This window comes from Formosa sp. F44 (assembly GCF_056238645.1).
In genome coordinates this window covers 507,252-521,214 of record NZ_JBWDLJ010000002.1, presented here as the reverse complement: position 1 = coordinate 521,214, position 13,963 = coordinate 507,252, and the positions used below count along the sequence as shown (strand labels likewise).

At 33.6% G+C, this 13,963-nt stretch carries 16 protein-coding genes; 4 read left to right on the top strand and 12 right to left on the bottom strand.

From position 1 onward, the window contains the following. Window positions 1–479: 479 nt before the first annotated feature. On the top strand, window positions 480–1,649 hold the full coding sequence (locus AC0UBM_RS07205) for a sensor histidine kinase (protein ID WP_414035593.1): 1,170 nt from the start codon (window positions 480–482) through the stop codon (window positions 1,647–1,649). Here AC0UBM_RS07205 and AC0UBM_RS07200 read toward each other — a convergent pair whose 3' ends face one another. Next, a complete protein-coding gene (locus AC0UBM_RS07200; RefSeq protein ID WP_414035594.1) occupies window positions 1,650–2,039 on the bottom strand; it encodes an HIT family protein in 390 nt (129 codons plus the stop codon). A 110-nt stretch (window positions 2,040–2,149) separates the two neighbouring features. Beyond that, complete coding sequence (greA, locus tag AC0UBM_RS07195) at window positions 2,150–2,623, bottom strand: transcription elongation factor GreA (protein WP_414035595.1); 474 nt, start codon at window positions 2,621–2,623, stop codon at window positions 2,150–2,152. A gap of 150 nt (window positions 2,624–2,773) precedes the next feature. Here greA and AC0UBM_RS07190 point away from each other — a divergent pair, with 150 nt between their 5' ends. Continuing rightward, window positions 2,774–3,217, top strand: coding sequence for a hypothetical protein (locus AC0UBM_RS07190; protein WP_414035596.1), 444 nt, complete (start codon window positions 2,774–2,776; stop codon window positions 3,215–3,217). A 40-nt stretch (window positions 3,218–3,257) separates the two neighbouring features. On the opposite strand, the gene AC0UBM_RS07185 is transcribed toward AC0UBM_RS07190, so the two are convergent. From AC0UBM_RS07185 to AC0UBM_RS07150, 8 genes are all read right to left on the bottom strand, one after another. Next, window positions 3,258–5,450 carry a TonB-dependent receptor gene (locus tag AC0UBM_RS07185; protein ID WP_414035597.1) on the bottom strand — a complete coding sequence of 731 codons (2,193 nt, stop codon included), beginning with the start codon at window positions 5,448–5,450 and terminating at the stop codon, window positions 3,258–3,260. Between the two features lie 345 nt (window positions 5,451–5,795). Next, window positions 5,796–6,203 (bottom strand): alternative ribosome rescue aminoacyl-tRNA hydrolase ArfB, encoded by a 408-nt coding sequence (gene arfB / locus AC0UBM_RS07180; RefSeq protein ID WP_414035598.1) that lies wholly within the window; start codon window positions 6,201–6,203, stop codon window positions 5,796–5,798. A 2-nt stretch (window positions 6,204–6,205) separates the two neighbouring features. Beyond that, window positions 6,206–7,759 carry a DUF4301 family protein gene (locus AC0UBM_RS07175; RefSeq protein WP_475688173.1) on the bottom strand — a complete coding sequence of 518 codons (1,554 nt, stop codon included), beginning with the start codon at window positions 7,757–7,759 and terminating at the stop codon, window positions 6,206–6,208. Continuing rightward, window positions 7,756–8,322, bottom strand: coding sequence for an AAA family ATPase (locus tag AC0UBM_RS07170; protein WP_414035600.1), 567 nt, complete (start codon window positions 8,320–8,322; stop codon window positions 7,756–7,758). Before AC0UBM_RS07170 ends, AC0UBM_RS07175 begins: the two co-directional genes overlap by 4 nt. After that, the gene (gene pnuC / locus AC0UBM_RS07165; RefSeq protein WP_434037439.1) at window positions 8,283–8,915 is read right to left on the bottom strand and encodes a nicotinamide riboside transporter PnuC; all 633 of its coding nucleotides are present in this window, start codon (window positions 8,913–8,915) and stop codon (window positions 8,283–8,285) included. Before pnuC ends, AC0UBM_RS07170 begins: the two co-directional genes overlap by 40 nt. Continuing rightward, window positions 8,899–9,159, bottom strand: a complete 261-nt coding sequence (locus tag AC0UBM_RS07160; protein ID WP_414035602.1) for a thiamine-binding protein — start codon at window positions 9,157–9,159, stop codon at window positions 8,899–8,901. The genes pnuC and AC0UBM_RS07160 overlap by 17 nt, the downstream gene beginning before the upstream one ends. Before the next feature lie 112 nt (window positions 9,160–9,271). Beyond that, window positions 9,272–10,003 (bottom strand): phosphoglycerol geranylgeranyltransferase, encoded by a 732-nt coding sequence (locus tag AC0UBM_RS07155; protein ID WP_414035603.1) that lies wholly within the window; start codon window positions 10,001–10,003, stop codon window positions 9,272–9,274. After that, window positions 10,004–10,630, bottom strand: coding sequence for a 4'-phosphopantetheinyl transferase family protein (locus AC0UBM_RS07150; protein WP_475688172.1), 627 nt, complete (start codon window positions 10,628–10,630; stop codon window positions 10,004–10,006). It lies immediately after the preceding gene. 62 nt (window positions 10,631–10,692) lie between these two features. On the opposite strand from AC0UBM_RS07150, the gene ahcY reads away from it, so the two are divergent. Beyond that, the gene (gene ahcY, locus AC0UBM_RS07145) at window positions 10,693–12,009 is read left to right on the top strand and encodes an adenosylhomocysteinase (RefSeq protein WP_414035605.1); all 1,317 of its coding nucleotides are present in this window, start codon (window positions 10,693–10,695) and stop codon (window positions 12,007–12,009) included. A 241-nt stretch (window positions 12,010–12,250) separates the two neighbouring features. After that, the gene (locus AC0UBM_RS07140) at window positions 12,251–12,772 is read left to right on the top strand and encodes a hypothetical protein (protein ID WP_475688171.1); all 522 of its coding nucleotides are present in this window, start codon (window positions 12,251–12,253) and stop codon (window positions 12,770–12,772) included. Between the two features lie 147 nt (window positions 12,773–12,919). Here AC0UBM_RS07140 and rpmA read toward each other — a convergent pair whose 3' ends face one another. After that, a complete protein-coding gene (rpmA, locus tag AC0UBM_RS07135; protein WP_299777719.1) occupies window positions 12,920–13,180 on the bottom strand; it encodes a 50S ribosomal protein L27 in 261 nt (86 codons plus the stop codon). A gap of 42 nt (window positions 13,181–13,222) precedes the next feature. Then, window positions 13,223–13,840 (bottom strand): 50S ribosomal protein L21, encoded by a 618-nt coding sequence (gene rplU / locus AC0UBM_RS07130; protein WP_414035606.1) that lies wholly within the window; start codon window positions 13,838–13,840, stop codon window positions 13,223–13,225. Window positions 13,841–13,963: the final 123 nt, after the last annotated feature.

Sequence of the window (13,963 nt, the reverse complement as noted above, 5' to 3'; positions counted from 1 at the left end):
CATCCTTTAAATACATACACCTTTCCGTTTAAACCTTTACTCCTTAAATTATTTGGTAAAACGGTGTATCTATTTATCCTCGCCATTTTCATATTCAGTACAATTTTTACGGCATCTAATGTACTAAGTCGTAATTTACAATATTTATTACAACCACATTAAATATTTTACTTTAACGCCGTATGTTTTTCTGAATTAATTAGAATATGACTATCTAGTAAACCGCCAAAAATAATAGATTTAACCAGATTTATAAAAAACTAAACTCATGAGACTTCCTAATTACGCTTACTCGTTATTAGCGACTAAAACAAGCTAACCCTTGCACTCATAATTAGTTATCCTTAAACCACGTCTGTTTAATTCTTTAATACGGCACAAAGGTAACTATTCTATCAATTAACAAAAAATGATTTGAACACTTGATAGCACAATATTATTAACAGATTTGCATTATATTACCACTAAAACTAGTTTTCATGCTTTTTACCAAACATAAAAACCTCATCCGTTGGATATTTATCGGATTCTCGTTTGTAATTATTGCGCTTATTTTATGGAATACATATATGTTTTTTCAAAGTTTTAAAGCTGAAGAACGTATAAAGATGGAAAATTGGTCGGCCGCACAACGGGATTTAATTAAGAGCAGTAATCTAGACGGTGATATTGGAGAATTACCACTTCAGATTTTACAAAGTAATACCACAACACCTATGATTATGGTAGATCTAAATGGTAATATTGAACACAATAATTTAGATGAACAAAACGCCAAAGATACCGCTTACGTTAAAGATCTTATTTTAGAATTTGAGCAGGAAAATCAACCGATTGAAATTATTTACGACGGCAAAGTTTTAAATACCTTATACTACGGAAATTCGCCACTTTTAAACAAACTAAAATATTACCCCATTGCTTTTGTACTTATCCTTGTGCTTTTTGCAGGATTAGTCTATAATTTTTACCGCAGTACTAAAATTGCGACACAGAACAAATTATGGTCTGGAATGGCTAAAGAAACAGCCCATCAGATAGGTACGCCATTATCATCTTTAATTGGTTGGACTGAAATATTAAAGATGGAAGAAGTGAATCCTGAATATATAGCAGAGATTGAAAAAGATATTAATAGACTAGAAACTATTACAGAGCGTTTCAGTAAAATAGGGTCTGTACCTACTCTAACTAAAACCGATATTGTAAAAGAAACTTTAGAATCTTACGACTATTTAAAATCACGCTCTTCAAAACTAATTGCATTTAGTATTGATGTACCAAACCATGAAATTCCGGTGCAATTAAATGCACAGTTATATAGTTGGACTATAGAAAATCTAGTTAAAAATGCTATAGATGCCATGAAAGGTAAGGGCAAGCTGTCGGTGCAGATAATAGCATCGGAGCAGGATGTAAAAATTAATGTTACCGATACGGGAAAAGGCTTGTCTAAAGCACAATTTAACCAAGTTTTCGAACCTGGATTTACAACAAAAAAACGTGGTTGGGGATTGGGTTTATCGTTAGCACGTCGTATTATTGAAGATTTTCATGACGGGAAAATAAAAGTCGCACAGTCTGAAATAGGCAAAGGCACAACCATGCAAATTACTTTAAAAACAATAGGCAAACCTTCGGTCTCCTAATTATAAAGCTTGAGCTATTGCAGAGGCAATATCTTGAAATTCTTGTTTAGACACGTTTGTTTTTTGTAAGAAACGCGCATCTTCCATAGTATTTAAAGGGATTAAATGCACATGAGCATGAGGTACTTCCAGTCCAATGACAGTCATTCCAACACGTTTACACGGTATCGCTTTTTCTATGGCAGTAGCCACCTCTTTAGAGAACTTCATTAACCCCATATATAAGGCATCGTCCATATCGAAAATCTTATCTACTTCTTGCTTCGGAATACAAAGCGTATGTCCTTTCGCATTTGGATTGATATCTAAAAACGCTAAGAAATCTTCAGTTTCTGCAACTTTGTAACATGGAATTTCTCCTGAAATGATTTTACTAAAAATAGAAGCCATAATATTTAATTTAGGTATGTAAATATAAAAAGATTCCTAGAGTTTTCTTCTAACCTCGAATAATTTAGGTTTTAAACTTTAGGAATCTTATAAAAAATTATTTCAGATTACTATCTAGAAATTTCTACTATATCGAATTTCATGATCCCACTAGGCACTTGAATTTCGGCAACATCGCCAACAGATTTACCTAGCAAACCTTTACCAATAGGTGAGTTTACAGATATTCTCCCTGATTTTAAATCGGCTTCACCATCGGCAACCAACGTATAGTTCATTTCCATACCGTTAGTCTGATTTTTAATTTTAACCTTAGATAATACCAATATTTTAGAAGCATCTAATTGCGACTCGTCAATTACGCGAGCGCCAGCTAAAACGTCTTCTAGTTTAGAAATTTTCATCTCTAACATTCCTTGGGCTTCTTTAGCAGCATCGTACTCGGCATTTTCACTTAAATCCCCTTTGTCTCTTGCTTCACCTATGGCTTGAGAGGCACGTGGCCGCTCTATATCTTTTAATTGTCTTAGTTCGTCTCTTAACTTCTTTAGTCCTTCTGCAGTGTAATAAGATTTTTTACTCATAACTTCATCGTTTTAATTCAAAAAAATATGTTTCACAAACCTCAGTTTATAAAACATAAAAAATCTCGCAGTACGAGATTGTGTTACAAATATACAAAATATTTATCTCAAACTACTTTTTGTTGTAAATTGCAGATCGAAATTTCACCTATGAAAAAACTTTTTTTTTGTGTAATAACTGTCTTAGTGATGGCGAATTGCAGTTCTGACGATAGCATAATAAATAATCCTAATTTACCAGATTATTCTTTTGATACCGGTAACCGTATCAATACCTCTTTACCTCAATATAATGCATTGAATTTCCCTGGAAACTACATTATACTTAACCAAGATAACGATGGTATAAATGGTGTCGTTCTTTATTATTTTGGAAGCGATCAATATGTCGCTTTCGAGTTGAGTGATCCCAACCATCCTATTACTACGTGTTCTAGATTAGAAGTAAATGGTATTATTGCCAGCTGTAGTTGCGACGACGATAACTCTTATAACATTATAAACGGACTGCCAGAAACAGGAACTACCGGCGGTTACACCTTGCAACCGTATCGTGTAGAAGTTAGCGGTAATATTGTTCGCGTATACAATTAAAAAAAGGCGATTCTGTAAAAAGAATCGCCTTTTTTTTTCTTTAAAACTTTAAAGTTGCACCGACTAAAAAGTTAGTCGTGGCTTGCGGATAATATCCTGCACCTTCTATAGTTGTTATAGCGTTTGGATCGCTCCAATTGTCATCGTACGTGTAATAGTATCCATTAGACACATATTTCTCGTTAAAGATATTGTTTACGACACCACTAAGAATAATGGATTTAAAAATAGATTTCATTTTAAACTCGTAAGTCACGTTTAAATCGTTTACAAAATAGCTATCTAATTTAGAACGTTCGGCATCTGTATTTCCCATATACTGTTCCCCTACAAATTTACTTAATAGTGACACTTGGAAAAGATCGTTTGGCTGAAACACTATAGCATTCCCTAAAACAATATCTGGTGAAAATGAAATATTTGTAGATCCGAAATCTTTCAACTCTCCATCGAAAGACTGGTAAATTGATTTATTTTTATTGGTACTAAAGGTTACATTAGGCTGAATTGAAAATGATTTAGTGATACCAATCGCCGATTCAATTTCCAAACCTAAGCGGTAACTTTCTCCACTATTGGTTCTAATCGGGTTCCCAACACCATCAATACCTCCGGTTAGAATTAATTGCTCGTTATATTGCATATAATACACATTGGCATTGAATTTAAAGCGTTGCTTTTCGTGTCTCCACCCCAATTCAAAATCATTTAATTGTTCTGGCTTTACGTCTGGGTTATTCTGAAAATCGTCGCGATTTGGCTCTCTGTTTGCACGGGCATAAGAGAAATACATATTGTTATTATTATTTAACTCGTACGTTACCCCTGCTTTTGGGTTAAAGAAACTGTATTGCTCATCGATATTAAGCGGTAAGCGATCTGAATCTATACCTGTTGTTTTATAATCTATAAAACGCAATTGTAAATCGCCATACAAACTCCACTTATCATTCAGTCTATAAGTCGCTTTTGTAAATACACTTATATCTTGCTTCTTTCCGTTTCCATCGTAATAATGATCGTCCTTTTCACTATTACTAGCATAGTTGGCCCAAATTATTTCTCCAAAATGATCACCGTCATAATGGCTATACGATCCTCCGAAGAAGGCATCTACATAATCATTTTTAAAATTCACATTAGCATTAACTACATAGAAATCGTTATCTAACCAACGACGACGAATAATGTCAGTGGTTTCGATAGTTTCTCCTCCAATGGTAACATTATCTAATCCGTAATCTTCAAAAGATTCGTCTTCTTTATACTGTTCAAAATATCCACTTCCTTTGGTATAGTTTAATCCTAAGTTTGTAGACCAATTATTATTAAAACGCTCGTTCCAGTGTAATTGATAATGATCTTGCTGATAATCGTCTACTTCCTCGTCATAGAATTGCTCATTCCCATCTTCATCGGTATACAATCCTGCCGAATTATAAGTTCTGTCGTTCTTTAATTTATCTAAATCTTCTATTCCATTCCAAGATTGGTAGGTGTTTTCATGACCTCCAAAAGTAATGGCTTTTATCAAGGTATTATCATCGACATAAGACGCTTGTAGGAAATACGATTTTAAATCGGTAGACGCACGATCTATATAACCATCGGAATTAATTACAGATAAACGCCCTGCAACTTCAATATGATTATTTAATAAACCTGTACTGAATTTAGCTGTGTGTTTTCTGGTATTGTAACTCCCAAAACTATTAGAAATTTCTGCACTTGCCTCATTAGAGACTGCGTCTGTTAACACATTAATACTTGCTCCAAAAGCACCAGAACCATTTGTAGACGTCCCAACACCACGTTGTAATTGTAAACTTTCTACAGACGATGCAATATCTCCTAAATTCACCCAAAACGTACCTAAAGATTCTGCATCGTTATAAGGAATTCCGTTAATTGTAACGTTAGTAGATTGTGCACTTACACCACGAACACGAATACCTGTATAACCTATTCCTGCACCTGCATCACTAGTTGTTACTACCGAAGGCAAATAATTTAATAAGATCGGAATATCTTGACCAAGATTGCGTTTGGCTAAAGTTTCTTTATCTACATTGGAGTGTGTAATTGGCGAAGTTGCATTTACACGTACTGCTGTAACTAGAATTTCGTCTAAAGTTTCGGTCTTCGTAACCGTAGAGTCCTGAGGTTTTTGCACTTGAGCATATGCGGTAATATTGTAAATTACACAGCATATAAAAACAATTATATGTTTCATTCGATGTTATATTAACCGAATAAAAAGAGGCCCTTATTCTGTATTTTAAATTGATTTAATTTTTGAGCGCTTAAACAAACACGATAGTAACATCTGATATTTTCCCTATTTTAAATCGTTACATGAATCTTTGAACATGAGTCGATTTAGAAGTTAAATAGCATTGGATTTTATCGTACTCGTTAAAAATATTTATTAGATATTTCTTTAACGCTCGATTCCTAAACAGCATTACCTGTTCTAGGTTCAATGGGTATGATCTCAGCCGATATTAGGCACCCCTTTAATGAGAACGTTGCAAAGTTAGAAACAATTCTGATTTCTTCTAATTATTTCTACGAAATTCTAATCTAAGTTTGGTTTGCGTCTAGACGCCTTTTTTTCTGAAGTTACTTTTTTGCCTTTAAGACGCTTTTTTATAGCAGATTTTGGCACTCGCGTAGGACGTCGCTTCTTCGCGACTTTCAATCCGTTGTGGATAGTTTGTAAAAAACGACTGATAACCAATTCCTTGTTTTTATGCTGACTGCGGCTTTCGTCGCATTGCAATAATAACACCTGATTATTTGTTAATCGAGGCTGAAGTTTGGTTATGAGTCGTTCTTTTTGGACTTCGGTTAATGCCGAAGAATCTATAATACTAAAAGTTAATTCTACTTTTGAAGACACTTTATTTACATGCTGACCTCCCGCCCCGGAACTCCGAACGGCTTTAAAAGATAATTCTGAAATAAGTAGCGCTTCATCAATCATATTTACATCTGATGCGCAGGTTTCAATAAGTCGGCCACCGTTTTTACAGGATTAAATGTATTTAATGGTACCTCTACAAAAACAGTATTCCAATTGGCCATAGCTCCATTCCATAATCCAGGTAATTCTAGGGCTAACAATTCTTTTCCTTCTTTTGTTTTTTGCGTAATAAATCCGGTTGTAGGATCGACAAATTTTAATAAATCGAACGCATTACCTTTATAATCTTTTGTACCGCAAACTAAATCTACAGGGTTAAAATGTGTCGATCCGCTTAAAATATCTTTCTGAATTTTATTATCCAGATCAATTTGTGCAGTTTCCACGATTTGAAGCGATAAGTTACCATTATGGTCTTCTACCCAGAATGGTCCACCTCCCGGTTCGCCTTCATTTTTAACCATCCCACAAATACGGATTGGGCGATTAAGTTTTTCTTTTAAATACTCTGTTTTATACGTGTTTGCAAATCGTTCAAAGTCCATTGCAATATCAACGTTTAATTTACGCTTTACAAATTCTGCAATCTCGATTAATTCAGCTTCATCAGCTTCATTTTTATCTAAATCGTTTAAATATGCAAAAGCTTGTTCTTGCAATTCTAATAACACACCTGCAAGCACTTTTTTATACTCTACAATGTTATCTTTAAACTTAGAGACTACCACATTATCTATGTTTTTAATAAAGATAACATCGGCCTTTAAGTCGTTTAAATTTTCAATTAATGCACCGTGGCCCGAAGGTCTAAATAATAAGGTGCCGTCGTCTTCACGAAACGGTTCTTTTTCCGGTGTTAATGCAATAGTATCTGTAGATTGTTTTTGAAATGAAAAGGAAATGTTATACTCCAAATCCGTTTGCTTCTCTACAAGTGGCTTAATTTTATTAAATTCAGCTTCAAATTTATCGTTATGTGTTTCGGAAATAGTAAAATGAAGATTCGCTTTACCGTTTGCAGACGCATACGAAGCCGCTTCGAATAAATGCTCTTCGAATGCCGTAGAAATATGATCGTCGTATTTATGAAACGGTAGCAACCCTTTTGGGAACGAACCATAATCCAAGTATTTTTCGTCTAACATCACATTAACGAAAATCCATTTTTGTTTATCGGTACTGTACGTTGAATATTCAGGGTAATTTTTATTAATTACCTCTAGGACTAATTTATAGAAAGGTAAATTTTCTATGCCATTAAAAAACGAAGCTAAATTTGTATCCTTTGTTTTTTCTATATAGTCATTAAAAGTCTCGTCGCCTTCCGGATTAAATTTAGACACAAAATTAAACAGGTTTTTAAACATTCTTGTAGCAGCTCCAGAGGCTGGCACAAATTTTAAAACCGATAAATCTTTACGTTTTTCATCGTAAGCATCTACATAAGACTTACGTTCGGCATCGTCAAATTTTAGTAGTCCGTGGTTTAGCACTGCTGGCGATTCTAAATCTATAAAAGGTATTCCTTTTACAAATTGTTCTACTTGCGAGTCTATTTTTTGTAATGTAAGCCCTTTAACTTCTATCTGTTTTAAATCTTGTTCTGAAAAATTCATGCGTGTTCTAATATTAATTTATCTATATGTTTTACCGCCAAATCGAAACGTTCTTTAAAGGTTCCTTTTAGTAAAACATAAGGTTTATGGTTATGGTCTAATGCCTCTTTAAAAGCGGCAAACATAGTTTCTCTTTCGTTAGGTTTGTCTCTAACTTCGTCTGCTTCCCAAGGGATGTCAATATACGTTAAAAAGTACAAATTATAATAATTATGAAGCGCCGAGGCTGTTAAATTTTCATTATAAAATCCTTTGTAATAGACTTCTGCATAGACTTTGGTTTCTAACAAATTCGTATCACAAATTAATAGGTTTTTAGCGGTTTTGGTTAACTCATTCTCTAAAAACATTTGCCCTTTTGCAATTGGCATCACATCCTCTTGGGTTAAAACATGATTTGTTTTATTTTTTTCTAAAGCATATGTTCTGGAAAATTCTGGCACATAGACCGTTTTATAGTGTTCTGCCAGTTGCTTTGCCAACACGGTTTTCCCTGTTGACTCTGGTCCAAACAACACTATTTTTAAGAGGTCTGAATCTTCCTGTCTAAGGTTTTTTTCCATGCGTAATATCCTGAAATTGCTATAAATGTAAATCCTAAATACTGTAGACTTGTAAAAGTGAATCCTTTATAAAAATAAAGTGGGATGGAAATAATATCGGCAATAATCCATAAAATCCAATTCTCTATTTTTCGTTTTGCCATAAGCCACATACCAACAAAAAATAAACCTGTGGTTAATATATCGATCCATGCGACCCAACTTGTTAATTTATCGAATATAGTATACACGATGTAAACAAAAATCATGGTTGCAAAAAATATAGCTACACTAATTTTCTGTTCTTTCTTTGTCGTTTTACTAATAGGTGTAACAGCTTCATTATCCGATTTACGCGTCCAGAAATACCAACCGTAAACACTCATAATAAAATAATAAGCGTTAATCATCATATCGCCCAACAACCCCCAATGCAGAAGTAAATACACAAAAATTAGGGTACTGATCATTCCGGTAGGAAATACCAAAATATTGTTCTTTTTTGAATACCAAACGGATAAAAACCCAAAAATAACAGCCACTATTTCTAGGACGATATTTATAGTCTGATACCCCTCGTATTGTCCAAATAAAAAATTAAAAATTTGGGACATAGTCACTTCTATCGCTCTTCACAATTTTCATGTTTGCTATAACACCATTTTGACTTTGGAAAGATGTTTTTAAGGCTTCGGTTAGAAAAGGCATCAATTTATCGAAATCCCCGTAGACTTGCGTACTTAACGGATTTTCTAAAACAGTAAATTCTGAGGCTCTTAAATCTTTTATAAACTCTTGGATTGGTGGCTCGTAATCCTCCTTAAGAGGCATTAACGTTAACTCGACAGATATTTTCATAATATTTATAATAGTGATTAACCTAAAAACGCTTTAAAATACCATTTTTAGAATACTCAAAAATACTAAGGATTTTAGTTTATAAGAATTAATTCAGAACTAAATTAGAAATTTACCAACGTCTTAGTTCTTGAAAGAACTCGTCGTTTTTTTCTAAAGCAGTTCCAATAACCACAATATTTGCACCGGCCTCAAACGCAGCATTTAATTGTGCTTTAGATTTAATACCACCACCCACAATTAACGGAATACTTAAATCGTCTCTTACGGCCTTAATAATTTCTGGAGACACAGGATTTTTAGCACCACTTCCCGCTTCTAAATAAATTAGTCGCATACCAAGTAATTCTCCCGCCAAGGCTGTATTTACAATATTTTCTATTTGTTTTGTTGGCATAGGCTCGGTTTCAGTTACTTTCTGAACCATAGTTTCTACACCTTCATTCTCTATTAAAAGGTATCCAGTTGGGATAATTTCTAAGGTAGTTTCTTTTAGTCGCGGAATCGCTTCAACATGCTTACCTATTAAATAGGCAGGATTTCTTCCCGATAACAACGATATAAATAACAAGGCATTTGCCTTATTTGTTATTTGCGCAACATCGCCTGGAAATAAAATAACAGGAAGGTTTGTATGTTTTTTAATTTCGACCACCAAAGGCTCGGTAAGATCTACAGGGACAGTACTACCACCTACAAAAATATAATTCGCTACAGATTTATTTATTTTCTTAACGAATGCTTCAACATCACTCAACCTTATTTTTTCAGGATCGATTAATACCGCCAACTGTTTATTGTTAACGAAAATATTATGTTGAATATTATTTAATACGTTTTTCATTTATGTAATAGTATATACACAAGTAAAATCTTCCAATCCCAAAAAATAGATATCGAATCGACTCTTGCTATTTTCATAATCAATCCAAGCTACTGTTTTGCCCGCTTCTAAATCGAAAGGAATCACCAAAATATGATTATAAAAACTTAATCCTGGCGTTGCATACAGTTTATACAATGCTTCCTTTGTTCCCCAAATTACGGTAAGTTTTTTTACATAATCAATTTCATCTTTATTTAAATAGCAGAATTCATAATTTGAAAATTTATGGGCGATTAATTTAACTTTTTCTCGATTTTTCTCAATATCAATGCCTGTTTTATTATCACTAATCACTACGCCAGAGAATGTAAATGAATGTGTTATAGAAATTTGCCGGCCATCCTTTAAATAGGGCTTACCATTTTCGTCGTAAAACAAATCATAATCGGAATAACCCAATGCCATTAAAAGATGCCTAACACTTAAAAATCCGCGTTGATGCAGTTCACTTTTCATGCCTAAAACACGTTCTAAACTTTCAGGTTTTAGCTTAACTCCCTGAAACAATTCATCATAAGATTCTGTGATCTTCCAAATCTTAACAGTAGTTTGTGAGTTTGGATGTAGGGTTTTATATACTGGCATTTATATTTCTCGTACTTATTATGTAACTTTACACTCTTAAATTAAGAGACAAATATACAATTATGAATACAAAAACGATTCCATACATACCTTATAAAGTAAAAGACATGTCGCTTGCGGCTTGGGGAAGAAAAGAAATTGAATTAGCTGAAGCAGAGATGCCTGGGTTAATGAGCCTTCGTGAAGAATACAAAGATAGCCAACCGTTAAAAGGCGCTAGAATTGCAGGATGTTTACACATGACAATTCAGACTGCTGTTTTAATTGAAACTTTAAAAGCTTTAGGAGCTGAAGTAACTTGGAGTTCTTGTAATATTTTCTCTACTCAAGATCAAGCTGCAGCTGCAATTGCCGATGGTGGTACTGCAGTTTACGCTTGGAAAGGTTTAACAGAAGAAGAATTTGAATGGTGTATAGAACAAACCTTATTCTTTGGTGAAGACAGAAAACCTTTAAACATGATCTTAGATGATGGTGGAGATTTAACCAATATGGTTTTAGATAAATATCCTGAATTAGTAGATGGAATTAATGGTTTATCTGAAGAAACTACAACTGGGGTGCACCGTTTATACGAGCGTATGAAAAACGGAACATTACCAATGCCTGCGATTAACATTAACGACTCGGTTACAAAATCTAAGTTCGATAACAAATACGGATGTAGAGAAAGTGCTGTAGATGCTATTCGTCGTGCAACAGATGTTATGTTAGCTGGTAAACGTGTTATTGTTTGTGGTTATGGTGATGTTGGTAAAGGTACAGCCGCTTCTTTTAAAGGTGCTGGTAGTATTGTTACTGTTACAGAAATCGACCCAATTTGTGCACTACAAGCGGCAATGGATGGTTTTGAAGTTAAGAAATTAGAAACTGTTGTTACAACTGCCGATATCGTTATTACCACAACAGGTAACAAAGACATCGTTCGTGCTGAGCATTTCAAAGCCATGAAGGATAAAACAATAGTATGTAACATTGGTCACTTCGATAACGAAATTCAAGTAGGATGGTTAAACGATAACTACGGAGATACTAAAAACACAATCAAGCCTCAAGTAGATAAATATACTATAGACGGAAAAGATATTATTTTACTTGCAGAAGGTCGTTTAGTAAACTTAGGTTGTGCAACAGGACACCCAAGTTTTGTAATGAGTAACTCATTTACTAACCAAACATTAGCTCAAATTGAATTGTGGACTAACAGAGATGCTTACAAAAACGAAGTTTATATGTTACCTAAGCATTTAGATGAAAAAGTAGCAAAATTACATTTAGCTAAAATTGGTGTTGAACTGACTGAATTAAAATCGGATCAAGCTGAATATATTGGTGTAACGGTTGAAGGTCCTTACAAACCTGAGTACTACAGATACTAAATAGAAATATGTTGCTAATGTATTAGTAACTTGTTTTATAACTTTTAAAAATCCCGAGCATGTATTTGTTTGGGATTTTTTTGCATCTAATATTAGTCTTAATTAAAAAAATGCCTAGCTTTATTAAATCAACAACAAATACTGCCATGCAAAAAGCATTAAGAGACAGTAGCCATATTAAATTTAGTTTAAAAATAGCTTCAAATCGAATTACGAATTTAATCAACCTTAATTTCTAAAAATGATTACAGAATTTAAAACAGAAATAGTAAGAACAAAAAAAGTCAATAAAGTCGTTACGATTGTATTTCTTATTTTATACGTGATTTCTATCTTCTATGTTTTTCTATACGATAAAGACAGTCAAAACATATATTTAAAGTATTTAGCTTTAGCAGTATACCTTTCTGGAATCTACTTCTTATTTGGTAAATCCTTTATTAAACCTAAGAAAATTGGTGTTTTAAAATTATCAACTAAAAAAATTGAATTTGAAGAAAATGGCGAAACTAAAAATATTCCACTTAATGAACTTGAAAATGTATACTTGAATTATATGGGTTATGGAAGCTGGACAACCCACTCTATTTATGGTAATAAAAACCATATTATAATCACCGATAAGTCTGGAAATCGATACAATTTTGAAATACTAATAAGAAATAAAGGTTCTAAAGATGAATTAAAAAGTGTTTTAAATAGTTCGGAATATTATGAGAAATTCAATTTAATAAAGGCGCCTAACTCCCGGACCAATTTTTAAGAACCTACTAATTAAGCACTGGCCACATACTAAAATAAACACGAATTCCTCCAAAAATATTTAATTAAATATAGGAAACTAATAGTAACAAGAAAAGTCCTTGCAAATAAATTGCAAGGACTTTTATATTGTAAAGAAAATTATTTCTTAAACCTCGAAAGGAACTATAGAAACGTAAGACTTGTTGTCTTTTTTCTTTGTAAATTTCACAACACCATCCACTTTTGCGTGTAATGTATGATCTTTACCTCCATACACATTTTCACCTGGGTGATGTGTATTTCCTCTTTGTCTTATGATGATATTTCCAGCAATTGCAGCTTGACCACCAAAAATCTTAACACCTAAGCGTTTTGATTCTGATTCTCTACCGTTTTTAGAACTACCTACCCCTTTTTTGTGAGCCATTGTCTTAAGGTTTTATATTGTTAATAATAATGAATTTGAAAATTACTTTTCAATTCCACCGTCTAATTTGTCTTGTAATACTTTTAACTCATCCCATTTACCGTCTGCAGCTAACTGAGCTTGTTGTGGCCAAGTTTCTGTAACAATGTGAGATAATCTTGAGCTTGCAGCAGTTAATACTTCGCTTAATTTCTCAGCAGGAGTATTAGCAACTTTAGCAAAAGTATCGATTCCTGCAGCAACTAAAGCTTCAGCAGCTTTTGGTCCAGCACCTTCGATTTTCTTTAAGTCATCTGCTTTAGCAGTTGCCTTTTTAGCTTTCTTTGCTGGTGCAGCTTTTTTAGCTCCAGAAGCATCGATGCTTTCAATTACGATTTCAGTAAGAGCCTGACGGTGACCGTTTTTAACACGGTATCCTTTACGTCTCTTTTTCTTGAAAACAATAACTTTATCACCTTGAAGGTGTTTTAAGATTTTTGCACTTACTTGTGCTCCATCTATAGCCGGGGCGCCTAAAGTAATATTGTCACCATCTCCTATAAGAAGTACATTATCAAATGATACTGCATCTCCTTCTTCAGAAGCTAAACGGTGAACAAACACTTTTTGGTCTTTTTCAACTTTAAATTGTTGCCCTGCTATCTCTACAATTGCGTACATAGCGTAACGTTTTTATTAATTAATTTGATTCAAAAATAAGCCAATCTTGCGATAGGCGGGTGCAAATATACACCTAATTAATTAAACTACAAACGTTTTATGTCTTTTGAAATGATTTTATGC